Consider the following 16,786-nt stretch of genomic DNA (forward strand, 5'->3'; position numbering starts at 1 on the left):
ATAAGGGGATAGACTTTTGCTTACCTCCGCCGCATTTAGAATTTCGGTAATCAGTCATAAAACAAGGATGACAAGACAAGGGTTGGAATAATACCTGTGTTTTTTGATGATATTCTTAAAGTAATTAAAAGTGTGCAGCTGAATTATTCAATTATATATATTGTAGGAAATTATGAAACCTTTTACTCCTCAGCTTGTCTACATTGAACAGAGAGAAATAGAGTACCCTCTTGGAAGAGAAATGAAAAAGAAATTTGAGGACATTGAGGTAGTAATCAAGGAAAATACAGCTCATATTCAAATTTGATGAAAAAATAAAGCTAGATGTTTTAAAGAAAACCACTGTTTTAATACCACGTTTTCTTGAAAAATTTTTGGTTTCTAATTTTTAGTTGCTTTTAATTATTTTATCTGATACAATAAAGAAGAATTATTTTTGTTCGGTGTAAAGGATAATATAAGTATTTGACTTTTCGTCTTGATGATCACTTTGGGCAAGGATAGTAACAAATTGTGTGTTTAACGCACTAGGAGGCAACATATATGGAACAAGGTACAGTAAAATGGTTTAATGCAGAAAAAGGTTTTGGATTTATCGAGCGTGAAGGTGGAGACGACGTATTTGTACATTTCTCTGCTATCCAATCTGAAGGTTTCAAATCATTAGACGAAGGTCAAAAAGTTACTTTTGACGTTGAGCAAGGTCCTCGTGGCGCTCAAGCTGCTAACGTTCAAAAAGCGTAATTTATCTTTTATTAAAACAGATCCTTTTATTAGGATCTGTTTTTTTTTTTTTTTTCTAAAAGAAACTCAAAAGTAGCGAAAAATTAACAGTAGCTGAAGGATTAGTTGAGGCATTACAGGCAGAAGTAGAGCGCCTGCATATGTAGAATACCTAAGTAAAAAAGTTGAAAGTCTTCGTTTAGAACAAGGGAAAATCACCATAGAAGACAAAATGTAAGAATAGTCTATGAACTATTGTTGGAATTCCTGTGAACCCATTTCTGGATCTGCTAGGTCTAAATGCACAGTACCTATAATTGTAAGTGAAGCATTTCGGCCCGCTAGACAAAGATGCCGAATTAAAAAACGCTTATTCAAGTGATTTATCATGAGCAACAGAACAGTTATGGATACCGCCGTATTCGAGGCGAACTCGCGAATCGTGGACAAAGAGTCAATCATGAACAAAGTACAGAAGTATAGCGAATGATGAAAGGATTCTGCTTAAAGTGTCTTGTACGCATAAAAAAATACCGTTCCTTTACTTTAAAAGGTAAAGCGGAAAAGATGAGCGTGTATAGCAGTATAAGAAGGAACCGGCAGGATATATGGATTATTTATCATCACAAACGAATTAAGACAAAAATAAAAGGCATGAGCCCGGTATACAATACCGAACCATGCCCAACAAGCTGCCTAAAGAAATAACCTGTCTGATTTTATTGAGTCACTTCAAATGAAGTCTGGTTTAGTTTTCCTATTTCAGGCTTTTTGCACATTTGTTGCTTGAGGACCACGTTGGCCTTGCTCTAGCTCAAAGGTAACATTTTCACCTTCTTCTAGCGTTTTATACCCCTCACTTTGAATGGAGGAAAAATGAACAAATACATCCTCTCCGCCTTCACGTTCAATAAATCCAAATCCTTTTTCACCGTTAAACCATTTAACTTTGCCATGTTCCATTTTTGTTGCCTCCTAGCGTTTAAAAATTGCTTTTAATGTTGCTCTACTTATTTTAACCGGATTAACCCTTTTTTAATCCTATTGCGATGGTGAGAAAGAGCTGTTTTTTGGGGATCGATTAACAAAGAGATACTTTTGTTATATCTAACCGTAAGTACGATTGATTTATAGTTTTGTGTGAGCAGTATCTGTATCTCCATCTCCATTAAATCATCGTTCCATTAACTGATACTAAAGTACTCATTATCTTTTTGGAATTTTATTCGCATATTGTTTTCACCAATCATTTTTATACTGTTTAGTTGTCTATCGACAATTAATTTGACATCTCTACCGTTATAGCTTTTATTCTTTTTGAAATAGATTGTACCGTTTAATTCCCAATCTTTTACACATAAGTACCGCATTTTTTGACCTCCATAAATTACTATTACGTTTACTATATCAATAAATCGCATAAACTTGCTGTTCATAAAAAAATAAAAACATACATTGAATCTAGATTGCTTACAAAATTAATTTTAAGGATTAATCCCTGAGGGAAGAATTACATTTACTGTGGAAATCTATTTCTATTACCGCTTGGGAAATGGGCAGCAAAAGGAAAAAATGCTAATAAACGATTTAAGTCATGTTTATCGAACGAACAAAGGGGGGCTGTTGCGATTATGAGTCAGAGGAGAATGTCAGCATTATGGTTAAAGCAATTAGGACTAAACAGGTCCTAATATGGTGGTTCTATATTTACACGGTCATTTCCAACAAATCAGTTGCTTGCACTTCAGTGATTCCTCTGATTAATCTTAGTTCACCCACGAGTATTTTCTTAGCATTAACCAACATTTGTTTTTCACTGGAATTAAGGGTTTTATCATTTTGCATCCGGGTTAAATCTCGTACCACTTCAGCACCTTCTCTTAATTTACCCGACTTCATTTTATCTGAGTTTATTTTATATCTTTGTTTCCAAGACAAAGACAGATCTGATTCTCCATGATGGAAAATATCTAATGCCGCTGCCATTGAAAGCTTGTCGGCAATCGAGCGTATGTGTGACTTTTCTATATTTTGGATAGGGATAAGTACTTGCAAAGCATTCATAGGTATTTTTATCACATAATATTTCTGAGTTTGTCCTTGGATTTCTTTTTCTTCAATTCCTTCAATTACACCTGAACCATGCATTGGATATATAATGTTATCGCCAACTTTAAACAAATAATCCACCTCCATGTACTGTGTTATAATGATATCATGTTTTCGATTTATTATCAAATTTTTAATAATACCATTTTTTATAATTAGTAGTCAATAGTTTTTCGGTAAAATTTTTATTTCTTATTTCCCTTTTTATACCAAAAATAAAATTTCATATAGGCAACATGAAAAGCTGGCGGAGCTGCTGAAGGAAATTTCTGAGGAGTATCTATTAATCTCTGAGCGCATTATATCGTACGCAAAATCCAGACTAGGCGCCAGGCTGGATGATTATTTGTACGTTGCGTTGACAATCACCTGAGCTTCGCCATCAGTCGTTACAAACAAGGGTTTCAGCTTCGAAATGCTTTAACTTGGGAGATTAAAAAGTACTATAAAACTGAATTCCAGGTTGCGCTAACAGCACTTGATATAATTGAGGAAGAAACGGGAATTCGGATGAATGAGGATGAGGCAGCATCTATTGCCCTGCATCTCGTCAATAGTCAAACATCAGAAAACAACATGGACGAAATTGTCAATGTAGTGAAAATGGTCAACGATCTGTTGAATATCGTGAAGTACCATTTTCAAATGGCAATGGATGAAGATTCTGTAAACTATGATCGCTTTTTAACTCATTTGAGATTTTTCTCATGGAGACTGATTCGAAAAGAAAAAACAAATATCAATAATGAAGATGACTTTCTTTTTCAGCAAGTGAAACGCCAGTATGAAAAGGCATATCAATGCAGTGTGAAAATGGCGGCATACGTAGAAAAGACGTATCAATGGACCATCTCGAATGATGAAAAGGTTTATTTAACCTTACATATCCACCGGGTCACATCAAGACAAGAGTGGAAACAGCATACATCACAATTGGATTGTTACTGTTTGGCAGGCGAAACCTAGGCTGATCGAAATGGAAGCAAGGGGAATACCTTTGTACTTCATTCGTTCAGCTTAGGTTTTTTCTTTTATCACAATACAAAGGGGGAAAACTCATGAACTACTCAATAGCAGCAAAAGAAATAGTTCAGCATATTGTAGGAGAAGAAAATGTCTAATCATTGGTTCATTGTGCAACACGATTACGCTTTAAGGTAAACAATCGATCAAAAGCGAATAAAGCGGTAATTGAAAAAATAGATGGAGTCGTAACCGTAATGGAAAGCGGAGGGCAGTTCCAGGTTGTCATAGGAAATAATGTGCCCGAGGTATATAAGGAAATTGGAAAACAAACAGCGATCTTAGAGGATTCACGTCAAAAGAATACAGAAGGCTCTCAGGATAAAGGCTCAGTACTCGGCCGTATGGTGGATGTGATTGCTGGGATTTTCACGCCACTTCTCGGGGTAAAGGCTGGAGCAGGGATTTTAAAAGGAGTACTCGGTATTTTATTAAATACAGGTGTACTTACAGCAGAAGACACAACTTACATCATCTTATTTGCAGGATCAGATAGCCTTTTTTACTTCTTGCCTTTGTTGTTAGTGTTTACAGCAGCAAAGAAATTTGATGCAAATCCTTTCATCGCCGTTACCATTGCTGGGGCTCTGATCTATCCTGCAATGCTGGGGCTGGCAAATGGCGATGTAGACACAACTTTTTTAGGCATTCCGGTCGTGATGATGCGATATACTTCAACCGTCATTCCAATTATATTAGCGGTGTTTGTGATGAGTTATGTTGAACGCTTTTTAAATCGTTACATTCATGCGAGTGTGAAAACATTTATTACTCCATTAGTTCTTTTAGTTGTTATCGTACCTTTACCGCTTCTTATGTTTGGACCGTTTGGTGTTTGTATGGGGAACAGTATTGCAGCTGGAATCATGAAGGTCTTTTCTTTTAGTCCAACTCTAGCAGGAGCTATTATTGCGATGTCCTGGCAGGTGCTTGTTATTTTCGGGATTCACTGGGGACTTATTCCGATCTTTATTAATAACATAACCGTCAAAGGCTATGACAATATTAAACCGGCAACAGCTCCTGCAGTATTTTCACAGGCTGGAGCGGCAATAGGTGTCATGCTGAAAACAAAATACAAAAAACAAAAAGCGTTGGCAGGGTCAACTGCTGTTACAGGAATTTTCTGTATTACAGAGCCGGCTGTGTATGGGGGAACCCTTCCTTTGAAAAAGCCATTTATTTGCGCAGTCATTAGTGCTGGGGTTGGTGGAGCCATTGTTGGTTATTCGCAAAGTGTAGCAATCGCAAAAGGACCTCTGGGATTACTGATGATTCCTGTATTCTATGGACAAGGATTTGCAGGCTTTTTGATTGGGATTTCAGTCGCATTTGTTCTATCAATTGTATTAACATATCTCGTTGGATTTAAAGATCCAGTTGATGAGGAAGTAACAGAAACGACTGAAGCAACAAATTAAGCTACAGATAATAAACATATTAATGGTGGTGCTTTAAGCCCGTTAACTGGAGTGGTGCTTCCACTATCACATGTAAAGGATGCAGCTTTTTCATCTGAAGCACTTGGTAAGGGTGTCGCGATTTACCCGACAGAAGGTAAGCCTTATGCACCTGTAAACGGCACGATCAGTACCCTTTTTCCAACAGGACATGCTATCGGACTTATTTCAGAGGACGGTGCAGAAATTTTAGTTCATGTCGGGCTTGATACGGTTCAATTGGAAGGGAAATATTTTACACCTATTGTTAAGCAAGGTGACGAAGTAAAAGCAGGAGACCTATTACTTGAATTTGATATCGAAGGCTTTACCAAGTCAGGCTATGAGATTTTAACACCAATTGTTGTGACCAATTCACATGACTTTTTAGACGTAATTGGTATCGAAGAAGGAGATGTAAGGGCAGGGTAACGTTTTCTTTCCTATGTGAAAGAAATCGGTGCTGCGGTCTTAATAAGTTTGACTGCGGTTAGTAAAAAGAGAAGGAGAGACTGCTATGACAAAAACATCTATATTTCCAAATGGCTTTTTATGGGGAGGAGCAATTGCGGCAAATCAAGCAGAGGGAACATACCTCGAAGGTGGAAAGGGATTAACAAACGTAGATTAGTTGCCGACTGGTGAGAAACGACGTTCCTATTTGATTGGGGAGATTCTTACACTGTATCTTCAGAAGGATTTATATTATCCTTCACATGAAGCCATCGATTTTTACCATCGCTATAAGGAAGACATTGCACCTTTTGCTGATATGGGTTTTAAATGCTTGCGTATTTCCATTGCGTGGGTCAGAATATTTCCAAATGGCAATGATCAAGAGCCGAATGAAGAAGGTTTGCAATTTTATGATGACCTTTTTGATGAGCTTATCAAGAATGGGATTGAGCCAGTGGTAACTATTGCTCATTTTGATGTCCCAATTCATTTAATTAAGCACTATGGCAGCTGGAAGAGTGGTGAATTGATTGGTTTTTATGAGACCTATGCAAAAACAGTCCTTGCTCGTTACAAGGAAAAAGTGAAATATTGGATGACATTTAATGGAATTAATATACTGTTCCATCTTCCTTTCTTAGGAGCAGGCATCGTATTAAATGAAGAGGATATTAAAGAGCAGGAGCTTTACCAGGCTGCACATCATCAGCTTGTGGCTAGTGCACTGGCAGTAAAAGCAAGTCATGAAATTAATCCGGACGCTAAAATCGGCTGTATGCTAGCGGCAGGTGTTACCTATCCATATACGTGTAACCCAGAGGATATTTGGAAAGCCATTGAGCGGGACAGAGAATCTTATTTCTTCATTGATGTTCAATCAAGGGGTGCATATCCTGGCTATGCAAAAAGGTTTTTTATTGAACAGGACTGGCCGCTTAAGATGGAAGCAGGGGACGAGCAGCTATTAAAGGACCATACGGTTGATTACATTGGCTTTAGCTATTATTCTAGCCGTACAATTAGTGCTGATCCAGTGGTGCTTGGCAAAATGACAAGCGGTAATGTGTTTCCTTCTGTTAAAATCCGCATTTGAAAACTTCTGAATGGGGATGGACGATTGATCCAAAAGGTCTGCGTATAACTGCAAATCAATTATATTACCGTTATCAGAAGCCTCTTTTTGTTGTTGAAAATGGGTTAGGTGCTGTAGACGAAGTAGATGAAGAGGGATTAATAACGGATGAATACCGCATATCCTATTTAAAGGACCATTTAAAGGAATTATCTGAAGCAATTAAAGATGGAGTTGAGTTGATCGGCTATACATGCTGGGGGCCGATCGATATTGTCAGTGCATCATCTGGTGAAATGAAAAAGCGTTACGGCTACATTTATGTCGACAAGGATAATGAAGGCAATGGCACATTTGCAAGATCTAAAAAAGAAAGCTACGATTGGTACAAAAATGTAATACGAACAAATGGAGAAGTACTTTAAATAGACAAATCCCTCTCAAATTGAGAGGGATTTAATTCATTTATCGTAAATGATCAATCACTTCCGGTTACTAATAAATCGTCTTTTAACCGGCATAAGACCGTTTCAGGCGTTACTTCTTGATTCTCCTGAACCTCTAAAGAAGCAATGTTTCCGCTAATTCCTACTGTGATTTCTTCCACTATTCCGCGTTCATCTCTAATGGAAATTAACTGTTCCCATTCATAGACATAGTCCGATTCGTGGATAAATATCTTTTCAATTTTTCCGTGACAAGGAGAATAGATATTTTCTATAATTTCTCTCATTAATTAACCTCCGTTCTATATAACCAAGGTATAAATCTACCATATATATATGAAAAGATACATTAGCTAGACCTTTTTGTCACAAAATTTTCGGTTTATTTAAATTGGTCTTTGGTTAAAAAATAAGTTTTTGGAGACTGAACTTCACTACTTGACTTTGGCCGCAGCCACAAAAGTAATTTTTCCGTTTAACAATTGCAATTGTATAAATTATTTTCACAGGTTAAATGAACTAATTCACTGCGTTCTGAATCAATATATGCACAGCTCATTTCTAGAAGACCATATGTATGAAGGAATAATATACTGATCAATAGAAAGAATATTCATTTTTATTTGACATCATTTTTGCTCATTATTATAGTAAGAGTACTTAGTAATAGTAGGGGTTGAATTTGAGATATGAATGTAAACATCGATGATAAAGCAAAAAAGTGGATTGAATCTAAAGGAAAGCCAGTAAGGATTGAGATAATGCAGATGCAAGGCTGCTGTGTAATAGGTCCGCCGGAGCTAGTTGCAACACCTGGAAAACCAAAGGCAGAGGAACAATTTAATGAAATAAAGCTAGATAATATTTCGATTTATATACATAAACACATCCGTGTAAAGGATACGCTTATACTAAAGCTTTCTGGAATCAGTTTTTTGAAATCCATTTCAGCCAAAGCTGTTCTTATCTAATCAATGAAAAAATACAAATACCTCAAAAAAATTAAACACTTTCCCGCATTAAACTACAAGAAGTATTGTTCTCTTCAAATTGGTTATATTAAATGCGTGGAGGTGATAACCATTGAATAACAAAGAGAAAAGAAACAACTTCGACGAAAAAAATCAAAAAAAAAATAGTGATCGCATTGAATTTGCATCAGAAAATAATTTTGATCAAGTGGATGAGAAGAATAAAAATAATAACAAGCAAACACGAAAAAATAATTAATTCGATTTCAACATTATGATCGTAAACGGCAAAACCCATTCCTTATCAAGGAATGGGTTTTGCCGTTCTTCTCAACATGATATAGGCTTATCTTATTTTCTTTTTTGCCTCGTCGTTTCAGATAATACATTTTTCAATGGCTTCCAGAACGTTAACCAAGCGATCATACCGCTAATGATCACCGAAGCCAAAGCGAATGTTATCCAAGGGGTAGATGTTGATGTACCTAAGCTGAGTAATTGACCACCAATAAATTTACCAGCTCCTTCACCTATACCTGAAACAAAGCTTGCAATGCCGAAGAAAACACCAATCATTTGGGTAGTAGCCATTCTTGAGATGGTCGCATCCATTGTTGGCATAATGAACATCTCACCGATGATGAAAATCAAACCGCTTAAAATGAGCCAAGAAAAATTAGTAGAAAAATAAATCGACCCAAGGCCCCCACCAATAAATAACATTCCGATTGCTAGTGCAAACATGGGATTCATTTTTTCAATAAATAAGGCAGAGATGGGCTTTTGCAGGATAATAACGATGAATGCATTAATAGTCCAAATTAAACTGACAGCACTTGGATCCGGAAGGATGTCTTCTGCACGCAAAGGCAAACTAATCGATAATTGGGTATACAGGGCCCATATAAATATACTGACGATTGAAAAGACAAGAAATGTTTTATTCTTTAAAATCTCAGCATAAGAACGAAGAGGAACTGACTTACACTGGGCATCCCCACATCCCCTTGGGAGCAAAAACAAATTTATAAACCCCAACATTATATACAGTCCCGCCGCTACGTAAAAAATTAATTCGGAAGCTCCACCAAGCACAAAATAAGATAAAATGCCAGCCGAAACAATACCAGCATTTGCAGCAATTCCTCTGAGAGAAAATACTGTCGTCTTATTCTCATCTTGATCAGCAAGGGTTGCGATGGCAGCTTTTGTAGACGGTGCACTCAATCCAACCGCTATCCCACTGAGGAGTCCCATTAAAAAATACATCCATATTTGGTCGAAAAATGCAAAACCTGAGATGGCAGCTGCATTTAACCATGCTCCAACAGTAAGAATAATTCTTCTTCCGATAAGATCAGCCAACCATCCGCCAAGCAAGCTGCTTATTTGAAATGTAAACGGGGACACAGCTAAAATAAATCCGATTTCTGAAATAGAGAGCCCCTTCTCTACCTTCAAAAAAATAGGGAGAAGAGGTACAACCATGAAAGTACCGAGATGAGCTAACAATACCCCTAAAAGCAACACTCTAATATGGGATCGTCTTGTCTTTAAATGAGAAAATACCACCATTTTCCACCTACCAGCATTCTTTCGCTTAGTATGGGTCAACCTGCTTTAGAAGATGTACATAATGTTGTTTCCTTTCGTGGTGGATAGGTCCCAAACCATTGAAACAGTTGATGAAATAGCAAGTTATTTATGGTAATGTTAATCGGATTATTAAAATGTGTGGTCCTGAAACATGGAATTGAAGGGAGGTCGGTGTCTTGACTGTTGGTCCTAGAATTTTGAAAACTGGTATAGCAGTAGCGTTGGCGTTATATATTTGCTCATTGCTGAATTTTGAACCTGCTGTATTTGCTGGAGTTGCTGCTATATTTACAATCCAACCATCTATTTATCGTACATGGAAACAGATTTCAGACCAAATTATCACCAATTTCTTAGGTGCTGTTGTTGCACTATTCGCTATTTTGTTCTTGGGGGATAGTCCAATTATTATTGGACTCGCTGTAATTTTAGTTATTTCCTTAAGTTTAAGAATGAAAATGAATACTGGAATCCCGTTAACCTTGGTAACAGTACTGGCGATTATGAGTTCACCAGATAATGAAAGCATTCTTTTTACATTGAACCGCTTTTTAATCATATTGGTTGGGATTAGCTCGGGTATGCTTGTTAATCTGCTCATTTTAAGGCCCACATATAAAAAGAACTATCTAGAAAAGGTTCACGGCATCTTTCATGAATTATCATTGCTGCTGCGTACAGCTGTTTCTAATGAAATGAAAGAAAAATCATTTCACGAACATAGTATCAATTTGAAAAAAGACATTGAGAAATTAGAAGAGGAGTATAAAATTTTTGATGAAGAACGGGGGAAGATGTCAAAATTAAATCCATTGGATATAAGAGAAATTGTTGTCTTTAAACAAATGCTAAAGACTTTGCAGCAAGGAGAACAAGTGCTGGAAAACATTGATGAACATTATTTTCAGAGCAAAACGAAAGAAGAGGAAGACCATCTATTTGATCGACATATTGAACAATTAATCCAATTTCATGAGTACTTTTTATTGAAGTATGAAGGGAAAGTTAAAGTGAATAATATTCAGATGGAAGAACAGCTTATAAAAGAAGGTCAAGAATTTTTCGAGAAAATCCTGGAGATGTATAGTCAAAAGAAGGATCAAAATTTTCGGATTATGATAATTGCTTCTTCTATTGTAGAATATTCATTTCATCTCCAACGATTAAATGAATTAATCGATCAGTATTACAGAGTTGCAAATAGAAAGAATTAAAAAACGCCCTATCAAAAGAAAGGGCGTTTTCTCGAAATTTGCGGCGTCAACAGCCATGCTCCACAACATGTTCCTTTTCAGGAATGCTGGACGACTTATGCAAACAAGCTCATCGCATTCATGACTATAACGGTTTTTTCACGATCTGTCAAACGAAATTTTGTATCATTACTTTTCACTAGGATGCTTCAATTGATGTTGACCATTTATCCACTTCATTTAAAAAAGGTTAAAAAGCTAGACCTTTCTCTGTTAACGAGTATTCAATTCGAACAGGAGTTTCAGGGGATAATTTTCGTTTTTCGATGCCTTCCTTTTATAGCTCCTTTAATCGTGCAGGAAGAATTCTCCCACTCTTCCCTACGGAAGATTCACCCGTTCAGAAACGTTGTGGACCAGTAAGCAGCTGATAAATAATAGGCAAATTCTAACGCTTGCTTAAAATCGTAATTATTTTTTCAATTTTAGGACAAAGATCATTTATATCGCATCACTCCTATCTTTAAAGTATACGTAAAAATGCTTATAACTAAATTACTTGACACTACTAAGTATAAAAAATATAATAAGTTACATAAAGTAACTAACTTCTTCGCAAAAACAAAGTTACCCATTTGAGTTGATGTTCGGTGGCTTACTATACTAGTTAGGAGTGGAAAATATGACATTACGTAAAGCGCCATATATATTTGTTGGACAAGTTGATTTAAACGTGCAAAATTTGGAACGTTCCCTCACGTTTTATCAAAATGTGATTGGATTTCAAGTATTAGAACAAACTAATAACAAAGCTGTTTTAACAGCAGATGGTAAAACACCGTTGTTGGTTATTGAACAACCTGATGATGTTATTCCGAAACAGCCCCGTACCACTGGTTTATTCCATTTTGCTCTTCTTTTGCCAAAACGTGCAGACTTGGCAAATGTATTGAAGCATTTAATTACCATTCAATATCCAATAGGGGCATCAGATCACATCGTAAGCGAAGCCCTATATTTAAATGATCCTGACGGAAATGGGATTGAGATTTATACCGATCGACCTGCATCTACATGGACTTGGCAAGATGGAAAAGTTTCAATGGCAACTGAGCAGCTTAACGCTGAAAATCTCCTTCAGGAAGCAGGAGACGCAGAATTTAAAGTGTTGCCTGCTGGAACATTAATGGGGCATATTCACTTGCATGTTTCAGAATTAGAAAAAACAGCGGAGTATTATCATGAAGGCCTAGGTTTTGATATTGTCAATGACACTTACCCGCAAGCTTTATTTGTTTCAACTGGCGGCTACCATCACCATATCGGGTTAAATACATGGAATGGTATAGGGGCATCGACTCCGCCAGTGAACAGTGTTGGTCTTATTTCCTTTAAGTTAATTTTTCCAAATGAAGAAGCTCGAAAAATTGTGTTAGAACAGCTGGAAAAAATCGGTGCATTCGTACAAGAAGAAAATGGAATTATCATTTCAAAAGATCCTTCGGGAAATCAAATTCAACTTTCAGTATAAGAAAGAGGTAACTGACATGAGCTTATTACAAAAATTATTTGGTGAATCAACTGTAAAAGAAGAAAGCAATAAAAAGGATTTCTATCAGGCAATAGAAAATAGACGCTCGATTTACGCGATTAACAATGAAACGGTTGTTTCAGATGAAAGAATTCACGAAGTGATTAACCATGCAGTAAAGCATACTCCATCTGCTTTTAATTCTCAAAGCGCAAGAGTGGTTGTGCTGCTAGGAGAAAATCATCATAAATTATGGAGTATCACAACTGAAACGCTGCGCAAAGTTGTTCCAGCTGATCAGTTCGGTCCTACTGAAGAAAAAATGAATTTATTTGGTGCTGGTTATGGCACGGTTTTATTCTTTGAGGATCAGGAAGTTGTGGAATCCTTACAAGAACAGTTTGCAGCCTATGCGGATAACTTCCCGGTATGGTCTCAGCAATCTAATGGCATGCTTCAGTTTGTAATTTGGACATCATTGGAGCTTGAAGGGTTTGGAGCATCACTTCAGCACTATAATCCTCTTATTGATGAAGAAGTGAAAAATCAATGGAATTTACCAAGCAGTTGGAAGCTTACGGCTCAAATGCCGTTTGGTAATCCTACTGCTGCAGCCGGTGGAAAAGAATCTAAACCGCTTGACGAGCGCGTTAAAATATTCAAGTAAACGTAAGCTATTAAAAAACCTGATAGAGCTTTCTATCGGGTTTTTCGTGTTTTAAGAAAATACAAAAGCAGACAAATTTAAACAAGGTTAAACAGCTATTGTTACAATAAAAATGCATTGCCTTCCTCCGCTTTAAATAGTATGTAGGAGCACCATACCATGACTTCTTGTTCACATAAAAATTCACCCCGTTTGATTTTTAACTTTTCAGAGGTTTTTATAACACCTTCATGATGCTTTCTTCTCTTTTAAGCCTTTCATCTTCGATTCTGGATAAATGACTAGTCAAGTATCAATATTTTAGGAGCTAATTCAAGTCAAGTTCCATTCGCTTCCATTGCATGGACCTCCACAATTTCAATGCCGGCTTTATCAGACCAAGATGATTCCGCTATTTGATGATTATCTACAAAAACAGCTACTTTTGCTATTTGGTAATCATGTTAATACCTTCGAATTTTAAGTTGTGTATTCAAAATAGCTATTTTTATTATTCTGTTCCTAATATCTAAGAAAGTAAGAATGAATGTTTGAACTGAATGGATGGGAAAACGCTACTCAATCCCTTTTGAAAGTTAATGAGTTGATTTACTTACTTAATGCAGTAAAAAAACTTTTAAGATGAATGATAGTTCGACATTTTTTTGAAAAGGTTTTGTGTAAAATGTTTTCGATTAGCTATATTGTAAAATTCTCAGTACTGAATTAAAAAATCTAAATAAAGGTATGGTGGCGTGATGATTTTTGCAACAAAGGATTTACTGGTAAATTTCTTATTTATTATTCTGCCATTACTGCTGGTGCAAACGTTTTCTTTATTGAAATATAAATATCGAATTGAAGAATTGAAAAAATGGATATTTTTGATTGTTCCTGCAATATCTATTATTTTGTGTATGCTTTTTCCGATTGCAATTGATGATCAATATATCTGGGATCTTCGTGCGATTCCATTTATTATTGGTGGTTTATATGGAGGCTATAAATTAGGTGGGATTTTATTGGCCATTATATTAGTCGTTCGTTTTCTATTAGGAGGCGATGGATTTTATGTCATTGTATTTTCATACTCCATTCTCTTTCTACTACTTTTAACCATTTCAAAATATTATTTAAAACTGACATTAATTCAAAAACTATTAGCTTGTTGTTCGCTAATCTTCGTTTCAATTGTGACTAAACTTATTTTTTTGGAGCTGTTTTTTGATGTAGCAATGGACATATTTATATGGTCGCAATATATTGCATCAAATGTTATATGTATGTTCTTTACTACAATTCTATGGGAGGTTATTCGAACAAATTTAGAAGTACTAGAAAAGATAATAAAAGCGGAGAAACTAGAGACTGTAAGTCATCTTGCAGCCAGTATATCTCATGAGGTTCGGAATCCACTTACTATTACGAGAGGCTTTGTTCAACTGTTATCCGATGAAGATACGAGTAAAAATTCGAGAGAAAGATACATTGGAATAGCGCTTGAAGAATTAGATCGTGCAACAGAAATCATTAATGATTATTTGACATTTGCAAGGCCGGTCCTTGAAAAGAAAGAAAAAATAAATGTACTTGATGAGATTGTACATACAGTCAAGATTATTATTCCCTTTGCAAATATGAATGGAGTTAATGTTCGATTCCCTTTAATAAATAATGCAAATATATTTGTAATTGGAGAAAGAAAAAAGTTTCAGCAATGCTTAATTAATATATTAAAAAATGGTGTTGAATCTATGCAAAAAGGTGGAGAATTGGAAATTGATCTAACCAGTCTGCACCCTTATATACAAATAAATATTCGTGACGAAGGAAAGGGTATGACGCAGGAACAAATTAACCGGCTTGGCGAGCCTTATTTTACAACAAAAGAAAAGGGGACGGGCCTCGGAATGATGGTTTCATACAGTATTATACGCGGTATGGAGGGGGAAATTGATGTAGAGAGTCAGGAAGGGAAAGGGACTTGTTTTTCTATTAAATTACCAATCGTCCATTCTCAGATTGGGTAGCGAGGATGCAAATATTGAGTCTATTCCGACATGGTGATTGTTCTTAATAATGAACAAACGAAATGACTTTAACCATAATGTTTTTAGATAGGAAAGGAGAAAAAGCTAGATAATTGGTAAAATCATTCACTGGTTTGATAGATGCAAAGATTATTTTAAGAGAAATAGTTTGACATGCATTCTCACAAGGTTTAATATTTGTATAAATTAAATATTCTAAATTTCTATCTAGAGAGGTGGAGGGACAGGCCCTGTGAAATCTCGGCAACAGCATTTTGACTGTGCCAATTCCTGCAAGTTTTACTTGGAAGATAGGAGGAGCAGATTTATTTTATTGTTTTATATGATAAAACCTCTTCCTTGGAAGAGGTTTTTTCTTTTATGCTGATTTTTTTAGCACATATTTTGATTGAGGGAGTTGTATTCATTGGTAAATTCAATTGCAAAAAAGACATTTCGGGCTGATCAGGTAGGGAGCTTACTTCGCTCTGAGAGAATAAAAGAAGCACGATTAAAAAAGGCATCAGGTACGATAACAGCTGAGCAGCTTCGTGAGATTGAAAACGAAGAAATTATTCGCATTGTTGAAAAGCAAAAACAAGCAGGACTTCAGGCTGTTACAGATGGTGAATTCCGCAGAGCATGGTGGCATTTTGATTTTTTAGAAGAGCTTGATGGTGTCGAAGGCTATGACACAGACAATGGAATCCAATTCCATCAAAAACAAACAAAATCTCGTGCAATTAAAGTAACAGGGAAATTAGATTTCACCAATCATCCAATGATTGAAGATTACAAATTTTTACATAGTATTGCAGGTGATGCTACGGCGAAAATGACGATTCCAAGCCCAAGCATGCTTCATTTTAGAGGCGAAATTGATAAAAATGTATACAGTGATGAAAAAGAGTTCTTTAGCGACTTAGCCCATACATATAAAAAAGCGATTCAAGCTTTTTATGATGCGGGCTGCCGTTATTTGCAGCTGGACGATACATCATGGGCTTACTTTTGTTCAGATGAGCAACGTGAGCAGGTAAAGAAACGTGGATACGATCCTGATGAACTGATTGCTCTTTACGCAAAAACAATTAATGAAGCAGTGGCGGATCGCCCGGATGATTTGAAAATAACCATGCATATTTGCCGTGGTAACTTCAGATCAACATGGATTTCATCCGGTGGCTATGAACCAATTGCAGAAACAATCTTTGGAGGACTAAATATTGACGGCTTCTTCCTTGAATACGACAATGACCGTTCCGGTGGGTTTGAACCCCTTCGATTTGTCAAAAGATCAGATTTACAAATTGTTTTAGGACTTGTTACATCAAAATACGGTGAACTTGAAGAGGCGGAGGTTATTAAGAACCGTATTAAAGAGGCAGCTAAGTATATTGATGTAAATCAGCTTTGTTTAAGCCCACAGTGCGGATTTGCTTCAACGGAGGAAGGGAATTTGCTTACCGAAGAACAGCAATGGGACAAGCTGGGTCACGTTGTCGGGATTGCCGAAGATGTGTGGAAATAAGATTCACTAACTTTAAGTGA

16 protein-coding genes, 3 pseudogenes and 1 riboswitch are annotated in these 16,786 nt (G+C 36.3%); of the genes and pseudogenes, 14 read left to right on the top strand and 5 right to left on the bottom strand.

The window, feature by feature from the left end; all coding sequences use genetic code 11:
• The first annotated feature begins 172 nt into the window (after positions 1–172).
• From KP78_RS21000 to KP78_RS21235, 3 genes are all read left to right on the top strand, one after another.
• Complete coding sequence (locus tag KP78_RS21000; RefSeq protein ID WP_268747526.1) at positions 173–307, top strand: spore photoproduct lyase family protein; 135 nt, start codon at positions 173–175, stop codon at positions 305–307.
• Between the two features lie 236 nt (positions 308–543).
• Positions 544–744, top strand: coding sequence for a cold-shock protein (locus KP78_RS13155; RefSeq protein ID WP_041089589.1), 201 nt, complete (start codon positions 544–546; stop codon positions 742–744).
• A 357-nt stretch (positions 745–1,101) separates the two neighbouring features.
• A complete protein-coding gene (locus KP78_RS21235; protein WP_157841500.1) occupies positions 1,102–1,206 on the top strand; it encodes a hypothetical protein in 105 nt (34 codons plus the stop codon).
• Positions 1,207–1,485: 279 nt separating this feature from the next.
• Here KP78_RS21235 and KP78_RS13160 read toward each other — a convergent pair whose 3' ends face one another.
• A complete protein-coding gene (locus KP78_RS13160) occupies positions 1,486–1,686 on the bottom strand; it encodes a cold-shock protein (RefSeq protein ID WP_041089591.1) in 201 nt (66 codons plus the stop codon).
• A gap of 744 nt (positions 1,687–2,430) precedes the next feature.
• Positions 2,431–2,919, bottom strand: coding sequence for a CarD family transcriptional regulator (locus KP78_RS13170; RefSeq protein WP_041089987.1), 489 nt, complete (start codon positions 2,917–2,919; stop codon positions 2,431–2,433).
• Between the two features lie 294 nt (positions 2,920–3,213).
• On the opposite strand from KP78_RS13170, the pseudogene KP78_RS20745 reads away from it, so the two are divergent.
• From KP78_RS20745 to KP78_RS13185, 4 genes and pseudogenes are all read left to right on the top strand, one after another.
• Positions 3,214–3,327 (top strand): annotated as a pseudogene (locus tag KP78_RS20745) (PRD domain-containing protein); the annotation flags it as partial.
• A 15-nt stretch (positions 3,328–3,342) separates the two neighbouring features.
• The gene (locus KP78_RS20750) at positions 3,343–3,798 is read left to right on the top strand and encodes a PRD domain-containing protein (RefSeq protein WP_052474812.1); all 456 of its coding nucleotides are present in this window, start codon (positions 3,343–3,345) and stop codon (positions 3,796–3,798) included.
• Between the two features lie 92 nt (positions 3,799–3,890).
• Positions 3,891–5,726 (top strand): annotated as a pseudogene (locus tag KP78_RS13180) (beta-glucoside-specific PTS transporter subunit IIABC).
• A gap of 85 nt (positions 5,727–5,811) precedes the next feature.
• A pseudogene (locus tag KP78_RS13185) lies at positions 5,812–7,247 on the top strand (6-phospho-beta-glucosidase).
• A 53-nt stretch (positions 7,248–7,300) separates the two neighbouring features.
• On the opposite strand, the gene KP78_RS13190 reads toward KP78_RS13185, so the two are convergent.
• On the bottom strand, positions 7,301–7,555 hold the full coding sequence (locus KP78_RS13190; RefSeq protein WP_041089595.1) for a biotin/lipoyl attachment domain-containing protein: 255 nt from the start codon (positions 7,553–7,555) through the stop codon (positions 7,301–7,303).
• A gap of 402 nt (positions 7,556–7,957) precedes the next feature.
• Here KP78_RS13190 and KP78_RS13195 point away from each other — a divergent pair, with 402 nt between their 5' ends.
• Positions 7,958–8,239 (top strand): CC/Se motif family (seleno)protein, encoded by a 282-nt coding sequence (locus KP78_RS13195; RefSeq protein ID WP_041089597.1) that lies wholly within the window; start codon positions 7,958–7,960, stop codon positions 8,237–8,239.
• A gap of 112 nt (positions 8,240–8,351) precedes the next feature.
• Positions 8,352–8,498 carry a hypothetical protein gene (locus KP78_RS20320; RefSeq protein WP_162835597.1) on the top strand — a complete coding sequence of 49 codons (147 nt, stop codon included), beginning with the start codon at positions 8,352–8,354 and terminating at the stop codon, positions 8,496–8,498.
• 92 nt (positions 8,499–8,590) lie between these two features.
• Here KP78_RS20320 and KP78_RS13200 read toward each other — a convergent pair whose 3' ends face one another.
• A complete protein-coding gene (locus KP78_RS13200) occupies positions 8,591–9,811 on the bottom strand; it encodes an MFS transporter (RefSeq protein ID WP_235420927.1) in 1,221 nt (406 codons plus the stop codon).
• 200 nt (positions 9,812–10,011) lie between these two features.
• On the opposite strand from KP78_RS13200, the gene KP78_RS13205 reads away from it, so the two are divergent.
• Positions 10,012–11,049 carry an FUSC family protein gene (locus KP78_RS13205; RefSeq protein WP_041089599.1) on the top strand — a complete coding sequence of 346 codons (1,038 nt, stop codon included), beginning with the start codon at positions 10,012–10,014 and terminating at the stop codon, positions 11,047–11,049.
• 229 nt (positions 11,050–11,278) lie between these two features.
• Here the strand turns inward: KP78_RS13205 and KP78_RS21240 are convergent, their stop codons facing one another.
• Entirely contained in the window at positions 11,279–11,356 is a 78-nt protein-coding gene (locus KP78_RS21240) for a hypothetical protein (RefSeq protein WP_422723713.1), read from the bottom strand.
• A gap of 354 nt (positions 11,357–11,710) precedes the next feature.
• Between KP78_RS21240 and KP78_RS13215 the strand changes: the two genes are divergently transcribed.
• From KP78_RS13215 to KP78_RS13230, 4 genes are all read left to right on the top strand, one after another.
• The gene (locus tag KP78_RS13215) at positions 11,711–12,559 is read left to right on the top strand and encodes a VOC family protein (protein ID WP_041089602.1); all 849 of its coding nucleotides are present in this window, start codon (positions 11,711–11,713) and stop codon (positions 12,557–12,559) included.
• A gap of 16 nt (positions 12,560–12,575) precedes the next feature.
• Entirely contained in the window at positions 12,576–13,226 is a 651-nt protein-coding gene (locus KP78_RS13220) for a nitroreductase family protein (RefSeq protein ID WP_041089605.1), read from the top strand.
• A gap of 737 nt (positions 13,227–13,963) precedes the next feature.
• Positions 13,964–15,235: an ATP-binding protein gene (locus tag KP78_RS13225; protein WP_041089607.1), complete on the top strand. Its 1,272-nt coding sequence runs from the start codon at positions 13,964–13,966 to the stop codon at positions 15,233–15,235.
• Positions 15,236–15,456: 221 nt separating this feature from the next.
• A riboswitch (SAM riboswitch) is annotated at positions 15,457–15,553 on the top strand.
• Positions 15,554–15,662: 109 nt separating this feature from the next.
• A complete protein-coding gene (locus tag KP78_RS13230; RefSeq protein WP_041089609.1) occupies positions 15,663–16,766 on the top strand; it encodes a 5-methyltetrahydropteroyltriglutamate--homocysteine S-methyltransferase in 1,104 nt (367 codons plus the stop codon).
• Positions 16,767–16,786: the final 20 nt, after the last annotated feature.

It is taken from the genome of Jeotgalibacillus soli, assembly GCF_000829435.1.
GTDB classification, from domain to species: Bacteria; Bacillota; Bacilli; order Bacillales; family Jeotgalibacillaceae; genus Jeotgalibacillus; species Jeotgalibacillus soli.

What these genes read in the sequence shown, in the direction of transcription:
- KP78_RS21000 (WP_268747526.1), top strand. Translation starts at nt 173, where the DNA reads ATGAAACCTTTTACTCCTCAGCTTGTCTACATTGAACAGAGAGAAATA.
- KP78_RS13155 (WP_041089589.1), top strand. Translation starts at nt 544, where the DNA reads ATGGAACAAGGTACAGTAAAATGGTTTAATGCAGAAAAAGGTTTTGGA.
- KP78_RS13160 (WP_041089591.1), bottom strand. Translation starts at nt 1,686, where the DNA reads ATGGAACATGGCAAAGTTAAATGGTTTAACGGTGAAAAAGGATTTGGA.
- KP78_RS13170 (WP_041089987.1), bottom strand. Translation starts at nt 2,919, where the DNA reads ATGGAGGTGGATTATTTGTTTAAAGTTGGCGATAACATTATATATCCA.
- KP78_RS20750 (WP_052474812.1), top strand. Translation starts at nt 3,343, where the DNA reads ATGAATGAGGATGAGGCAGCATCTATTGCCCTGCATCTCGTCAATAGT.
- KP78_RS13190 (WP_041089595.1), bottom strand. Translation starts at nt 7,555, where the DNA reads ATGAGAGAAATTATAGAAAATATCTATTCTCCTTGTCACGGAAAAATT.
- KP78_RS13195 (WP_041089597.1), top strand. Translation starts at nt 7,958, where the DNA reads ATGAATGTAAACATCGATGATAAAGCAAAAAAGTGGATTGAATCTAAA.
- KP78_RS13215 (WP_041089602.1), top strand. Translation starts at nt 11,711, where the DNA reads ATGACATTACGTAAAGCGCCATATATATTTGTTGGACAAGTTGATTTA.
- KP78_RS13220 (WP_041089605.1), top strand. Translation starts at nt 12,576, where the DNA reads ATGAGCTTATTACAAAAATTATTTGGTGAATCAACTGTAAAAGAAGAA.
- KP78_RS13225 (WP_041089607.1), top strand. Translation starts at nt 13,964, where the DNA reads ATGATTTTTGCAACAAAGGATTTACTGGTAAATTTCTTATTTATTATT.